Consider the following 5,732-nt stretch of genomic DNA (forward strand, 5'->3'; position numbering starts at 1 on the left):
GATCAACACACCACAAGATCAAAGAGTCACACGTTCAGGACACCGCACGAACGTGCGGAGTACAGGCGATCCCGGACTGAGAGGTGACCACCTTGACCGGCCGGCGCCCGCCGGCCGGTCAAGGTCATTGCGGATACGGCACCCGTCGACCCACGGGTCCTCGACGAGCTACCGCCTGAAGCGCGCCATGCTGACGGACCGTGTCAGTCAGGCAACAACGCCGCGGATCTTCAGGTCCAGGACCGCGGTCTCGTCTAGACCCAGGTTGGCGAGAATCTCGTCAGCGTGCTCGTTGAAACGCGGCGCCCGTCCCGGGACAGCGGGCTTCTCGTCGTACTGCACGGGCGCGGCGACGAGCTGGAACGGGACGCCAGCGGCGGTCTGGCAGTCCTGGATGTAACCGTTAGCGACCGTCTGCGGGTCGGCGGCGGCCGCCAGGGTGTCTTGGACCACGGTCCACTGGCCGACGAAGGTGGCCAGCCGCTGTCGCCACTCGTCGACGGTCCGCTCGGCGAATGCTTCTTGAAGGATGCGCATCGCCTCACCACTGTTGGTCGTCAGAGCGGCGTGGTTGGCGAACCGGGGGTCGTCGGCGAGTTGCGGCCGGTCGATGACCTTGCACAGAGGCGGCCAGTAGTAGCCGGCTTGCAAGCAGCAGAACGCCAGCCACTGGCCGTCCTTGGTCAGGTAGTTGGCCACCAACGGGTTGGCCCTCGGCGCGTCTACCGGTGGCGGCGTCCACGGGATGCCCAGCAGCATCGACAGGGCGAACGCCTGGCCCATCGCCCACATGCCGGTGCCCAGCAGCGACACGTCCACCACGGTGGCCTCGCCGGTCCGCTCCCGGTGGAGCAGCGCACCCATGATGCCGCCGGCGATGGTCATGGCGCCGAGCGAGTCACCGAACCCCGGCGCCGGAGGAACCGGCACGTGCCCGTACTCCGGCTGCATGATCCCCATCGCGGTTCCGGCGCGGGCCCAAAACGCGAGAGAGTCGTACGAGCCCCTGTCCGCATCCGGCCCCCGCTCGCCCTGCCCGGTGCCTCGTACGTAGACGATTCGCGGGTTGTGCCCGCGTATCTCCTCCACGCCGATTTTTAGCTTCTTCCGCACCCGCGGTAACTTGTTTGTCAGAAAGACGTCGGCCGTCGCTGCGAGCTTGTAGAGGATGTCCAGCCCATCCGGTGACGTCAGGTCCAGACCCAGGCTGCGTTTCCCTCGATTGGAATGCTCCAGCAGCGCGTGTACGTCCGTGGGCACCACCGCGACTCCGGTGGAGGCTAGCGCCCGCATCGCATCGCCGCGCTCCACGTGTTCGATCTTGAGGACATCGGCACCCCAGTCCGCCAGCAGTGCCGAGGCCGCCGGGACAAACGTGTGCTCGGCGACCTCCAGGACACGAATACCCTGCATCACCATGGTCATGCGATTCTCCAAACATGCGTCTGGGCGGCCGGGAACTGTTCTGACTGATTGCGGTAATGAATAGTCTTGCTTCTAGTCGACTGCGTAGGTCTGGTCGGCGGAGCTGCCGTCACCTGCGGGGGGTGGGCGGAGCATGTGTCACCGTGGGATCCGTTGGAACGCGGCCGCCGATGATGGGTCATGAGCGGTTGGACGGTCCGCGGGGAATATCACGGAAGGCGCGGTCACGATCGAGGGAGGGTTCGCGTGGCATGCCGAGCACACGCTCGCTGATGACGTTGCGGGCCATCTCGGTGGTGCCGCCGCCGATACAGGCGGTCTGCCGCACGAGGAAATCGACGCCGCGGCCCGCCACCGCGCCGTCCTCCGCCGTCCAGGCCACCCCGGCGCCACCCGCGAGATCGAAAGCGATCGTCATCATCCGGGCCATCGCGACCCCGTGGAAAAGCCGTCCGATGGCCGCGGCCTGGTCGGGCATCCGCCCGATCGTCATGCCCCCGGCGATCCGCTGCTGCAGCGCGTGCTCGACAACCTCAAGCATGCGACCCTCACCGATGAGGTCACGCGCCCCGGGGTCGGGAAGCCGCCCGGCGTCCCGGGCGACGTCGACAAGGAGCGCGGCGTCCACGCCGGTCTGGCTCCAGCCGGCCGGAACCGTGACGTACGGCGAGTTGTACAGCATTCGTTCGTGGAACATCCAGCGGGTGCCCACCGTCCAGCCGCCGTCGACCGCGCCGATCCGGTCGGTGTCGGGCACCCGGACGTCGGTGAGGAACTCCTGGCAGAACTCCCGGTTGCCATTGATCATTTCGATGCGTTGAACCTGGACGCCCTCGCCGCGTAGCGGGAGGAGGAACACAGTCAGCCCGCGGTGCTTGGGCACGTCCCAGTTGGTGCGGGCCAGGCACAGCGCCCAGTCCGCCAGCCAGGCGCCGCTCGTCCAGATCTTGGATCCGTTCATGATCCAGTCGTCGCCGTCCCGCACGGCGCTGGTGAGCGCGGAGGCGACGTCCGACCCGCCGCTGGGCTCGGACAGCAGTTGCATCCAGATTTCCTCGCCCTTGAGGATGGCGGGCAGGTGCCGCTGCTTCTGCTCCTCGGTGCCGAACTCGAGCAGCACCGCCGCGCACGGCGCGAACGTCGGCGCCTGGATCTCGATCGGGAACTCGTACCCGGCGATCTCCTCGTTGAAGGCCCGCTGGTGGGCCGGGGTCAAACCTTGCCCGCCGTATTCACGTGGGAAGCAGATCCCCGCGAATCCAGCGTCGAACAGCATCCGCTGAATCTGTCGTTCCCGAGCCACCACGGCTAACGCTTCCCCGTCGCCGATCACATTGGCGGCTAGGCCGGCCATCTGGTTCGGCCCGACGGGAGGCAGGTTGGCCCGGATCCATGCTCGGGCTCGGAGCCGGAAGCTGTCGATGGTCTCGACGTCGTCGTTCGTCATGCCTACTCCTCGCACGATTCAGGGCAGTGGCCAGGCCAGTGCCTTCGTCTCCAGATACTGCTCGAATCCCGCGATCCCGTTCTGCCGCCCGAGGCCGCTGTGCTTGTAGCCGCCGAACGGCAGGTCGGCGCCGAAGGGTTCCCCTCCATTGACGCTCATTCCGCCGGTGCGGATACGGCCAGCGAGGGCGAGCGACCGTTCCAGTGATCCGGAGAAGACTCCGCCGCTGAGCCCGTATCTGCTGTCGTTGGCGATCCGGACGGCGTCATCGTCATCATCGAAGGGGATCACCACGAGCACCGGCCCGAAGATCTCTTCTTGGGCGATGGTCATCGAGTTGTCGACGTCGGTGAACAACGTGGGTTCGACATACCAGCCCTTCGGCAGGTGCGCCGGACGTCCACCGCCTACAGCGAGTGTGGCGCCCTCTTGGACACCCTTGTCGATGTAGCCGAGCACGCGTTCCCGCTGTCGGCGCGAGACAAGGGGTCCCATGATCACTTCTGGCCGATCGGGCTCACCGTAGGGGACCGCGGCGAAGAGGTTCTTTAGCAGCTCGACGCCCTCGTCATAGCGCGACCGCGGCAGAAGCATACGGGATTGGATAGCGCAGCCCTGACCCGCGTGGAAGCAGGCGCTGAGTCCCATCATCGTCGCCGCCGTCAAGTCTGCGTCGTCGAGCACGATGGTCGCTGATTTGCCGMCCAGTTCCAGGAAGACCCGCTTGAGCGTTGCCGCGCCCTTCTCCATGATCCGCTGGCCGACCGCGGTCGAGCCCGTAAACGAGATCATGTCGACCTGCTGGGACAGAGTCAGCTCCTCGCCGACCAGATGATCCGAGGATGTCACGACGTTGACGACGCCCGGCGGGATGTTGGTGCGCTCCGCGACAAGACGGCCGATGCGGGTCGCGTTCCAGGGAGTATCGGGCGCAGGTTTGAGCACCACCGTGTTACCTGTGGCCAGCGCCTGGCCGAGCTTGTGCAAGCTCACCTCGAACGGGAAGTTCCACGGCACAATCGCGCCGACGACCCCGACCGCCTCCTTCTGGATCTGCCGCCGGTTGGGCTGACCGGACATTCCAGTCGCCTCCGGAAGGTCGACGACCCAGGGAAACTCGTCGATCAACGTGGTCGGATAGCTCAGCGCCTCCCCAAGCGGGAGGTCCAGCTGCGGCCCAGCGGTGATCATTCGTGGGCAGCCGACCTCGAGGATCAGCTCCTCGCGCAGTTCCTCACGCTCCGTCTCCAGCGCTACCTGCAGCTGCTCCAGGCAACGCTTCCGTAACGCGTGGTTAGTCGACCAATCGGACTCGTCGAATGCCCGCCGGGCGGCCGAGATCGCTCGGCGCATCTCCGCCTTCGATGCGTCGGCGACTTGGCCCAGCACTTCCTCCGTCGCCGGGTTGATGTTGTCGAAGGTCTTGCCTGAGTCAGCCTCGATGAGCTCACCATCGACGAGCATCCTCGACTCGGAGGTGACGACTGCTCTGTTCACAAAGATCCCCTCCATATGCTTTATGAGTGTATAGCGAACATTGAAAGGTCGATAAAATACGCCGGGCATAACATGCATGCGGGGGGAGAGGCCGCGACGCACAGGCGATGCCCTATCCCTGCTACCCCTCCACGGCGATCAGAGCGGTGCCAGGGGAAACGCTGGATTCAGGCAGCAGGACGCCGAAAAATTTGCATCAGACGCCCGCGAGGCGTCACACGATTACGTGTCCGATTCCCGGCTAGCCGCAGTCTCGGGCGCCGTCCGGGGTTCGACCTTGTCCAGGTAGCGCTCAACAAAGTCGATCGTCTCCGCGTGAGACGTCGACATGCCGACCGACTGTTCCATGATGACCATCCGCGGGCTGCTGGTCACCAAAAAGACGAGTACCTCGGCCGGAACTCTGCCCAGGGGAACCGTGTAATCGTTCGACGACCTCGATAGCGCCTCAAGTGTCAACTCACGAACCTTCTCGCCGACGGCGGCGATCTCGGCCCGGATTTTCTTGCGGTGGTTCGCCAGGGCCGTGAGTTCCGCTATCAGAGCGCCGGCGGTCCAGTTGTTCGAAAACTCCCAGAGTGCCCGCAGGGGGTGATCCGTCCGGAGCGCCTCGACCAACACCCCCAAGGTCTGTTCTGTCCGACGCCGCACCAGGGCGAGAAAAAGATCGTCCAGTGTCGGAAAATAGTACTGGACCAATCCGGACGTCACTCCGGCCCGGGACGCCACCCCACGGTAGGTCACTGCCGCGTACCCCTCGCTGAGCATGAGCCTCTCGGCACTGTCCAACAACGCCGCGCGTGTCTTCGATGTTTCCGCGCCAACCCGGCGGGGTGTCGTCATCTGGGGCCTTTCAGAGCAGTGTCACAGGGTGGCGCACCCGGCGCGTGCCGCCCGGCGCTGACMTCGACTGTCCGTGGTCGTCAAACTCCTGGTGCCTCTTTACCAGAACCGGGTCATCGGCGACAGCAGGCCAGGTCCTCCGAAGATGGCTGAACCGGCTCCGGGACGGACCTGGGGTGTCGGGCCAGCAGAGGTCGAGCGAGAAGTTGGCCGGGACCGGGTCGGACCAGTCCCAGTTCTCGCTGGACCTGCACACCCACGGCTTCGCTGACGTCGCGCCGGCGATGAACTCCTGCGTGCCGCCCTTGGAGGCCAGACCGCTTCTTCACGGGACGGCTTCCTTCTCAGACGCGTCGCACCGATCTGGCATGGGTCACGGATACGCGAAGGCATCAGACCCCAGCCGGGCCAGGGCCGCCGTGGATGTAGAGGGTTTGGCCGGAGCAGAAGCTGGCGGCGTCGGAGGCGAAGAACAGGACGGCGTTGCCGATCTCGTCGGGTTCCCCGAGGCGGCCCGAGG

5 protein-coding genes are annotated in these 5,732 nt (G+C 65.7%); all 5 read right to left on the minus strand.

The window, feature by feature from the left end; genetic code table 11:
* Positions 1-207: 207 nt before the first annotated feature.
* Positions 208-1,425 (minus strand): CaiB/BaiF CoA transferase family protein, encoded by a 1,218-nt coding sequence (locus BBK14_RS07590; RefSeq protein WP_071060509.1) that lies wholly within the window; start codon positions 1,423-1,425, stop codon positions 208-210.
* Between the two features lie 178 nt (positions 1,426-1,603).
* A complete protein-coding gene (locus BBK14_RS07595; protein ID WP_071060511.1) occupies positions 1,604-2,872 on the minus strand; it encodes an acyl-CoA dehydrogenase family protein in 1,269 nt (422 codons plus the stop codon).
* A gap of 18 nt (positions 2,873-2,890) precedes the next feature.
* Positions 2,891-4,336, minus strand: a complete 1,446-nt coding sequence (locus tag BBK14_RS07600; protein ID WP_241831268.1) for an aldehyde dehydrogenase family protein — start codon at positions 4,334-4,336, stop codon at positions 2,891-2,893.
* Positions 4,337-4,591: 255 nt separating this feature from the next.
* A complete protein-coding gene (locus BBK14_RS07605) occupies positions 4,592-5,212 on the minus strand; it encodes a TetR/AcrR family transcriptional regulator (RefSeq protein ID WP_071060516.1) in 621 nt (206 codons plus the stop codon).
* A 392-nt stretch (positions 5,213-5,604) separates the two neighbouring features.
* On the minus strand, positions 5,605-5,732 hold a 128-nt coding region (locus BBK14_RS34835; RefSeq protein ID WP_116430017.1), incomplete at its 5' end, for an SDR family oxidoreductase.

The organism is Parafrankia soli (assembly GCF_001854695.1).
Lineage (GTDB): Bacteria > Actinomycetota > Actinomycetes > Frankiales > Frankiaceae > Parafrankia > Parafrankia soli.